A 1,015-nucleotide genomic window follows, 5' to 3' on the forward strand; every position below is an offset into this window, starting at 1 on the left:
CCCCTATGAATAAGCCTCCTGATACTCGTCGATTTTGCCGGTGAAGGTCTTCGCTTCTCCGACGGGGGTGAGTGCTCGTTTCACGTCGGTCCGGATTGCCTCGGGATCTCGTTGAGAATAGACGTCGATGTCGATGGTGGTGCCCTTGGCGTTCCAGGACACCGAGATGATGAACTCGCCTGAGTAGTCGGGTTCCTCCTGGAGTGTTTTCTGCCAGGTTGAGGCCAGCAGGTTGGCGGCCGCCTCTGCACTGGTGTTGTCCTTGAGACGCACATCCAGTCGGACGTTGTTGCCGCTGAGGTCGGCTAAGGCATCAGTGGTCTCGGCGGAGATGACGTCAGGGCTGCTGGAGAGGTGCTCGGAGGCTGTGCTGGCAACGCGCCGGACTTGGAAGCCGTCCGGGCCAATGTCGGGGTTCAGGTTGACGTAGAGTAAGCAACCGTAACCACCAATGATCACCACGAGGACGACCAGCACGAACCGGATGGCCCACCACCCCGCCGACCTGCCCGACGACGGTTTCCTCCGGCCGACAGAGGCTCCGCTGCCCGAGTTGACGGCCAGGGCTTCGTCTGCGCCAACGCCTCCTCTGTGTTCAGGTGTGGTCTGCTCATCAGGCATCGGCTACTCCCTTATCGGCTGAATGGGCGTATTTTCTCAAATCGGCCGTTCCTGCGGGTCGAGTCGGTTCGGTCAGGTGAGAGCAAGGCAGGTGGGGTGGTGGGGTGTCTAGAGCTCGGCGGCTTTGTTGAGGATGGCGGCTTCGTCTTGGCCGGTGTTGCCGCCATGCTGTGGTGTCCAGGTGCCGTTGTTGCAGGTGAAGGTCAGCCAGAGGTCGTCGCTGGAGGGCTCCTTCTTGGCCCCGTCGTTGAGTTGGAGTGTGGTGAGTCCTGCGGCTTGGCAGTTGTTGACGGTGTGGATGACGGGTGCTGCGGCTTCGGGGGTGAGGCCTTTGCGCTCGTCGGTGGCCAGGCCGGTGATGGACAGGGTGGTGCCGTTGAGGTCGATGGTGCCG

At 62.0% G+C, this 1,015-nt stretch carries 1 protein-coding gene and 1 pseudogene; both read right to left on the reverse strand.

All coding sequences use genetic code 11. The features are described from left to right. Positions 1-3: 3 nt before the first annotated feature. Positions 4-621 carry a hypothetical protein gene (locus BKH20_RS13595; protein WP_256693205.1) on the reverse strand — a complete coding sequence of 206 codons (618 nt, stop codon included), beginning with the start codon at positions 619-621 and terminating at the stop codon, positions 4-6. A 108-nt stretch (positions 622-729) separates the two neighbouring features. Further along, a pseudogene (locus BKH20_RS13600) lies at positions 730-1,015 on the reverse strand (hypothetical protein); the annotation flags it as partial.

It is taken from the genome of Actinomyces oris (assembly GCF_001937445.1).
Taxonomy (GTDB): Bacteria; Actinomycetota; Actinomycetes; order Actinomycetales; family Actinomycetaceae; genus Actinomyces; species Actinomyces acetigenes.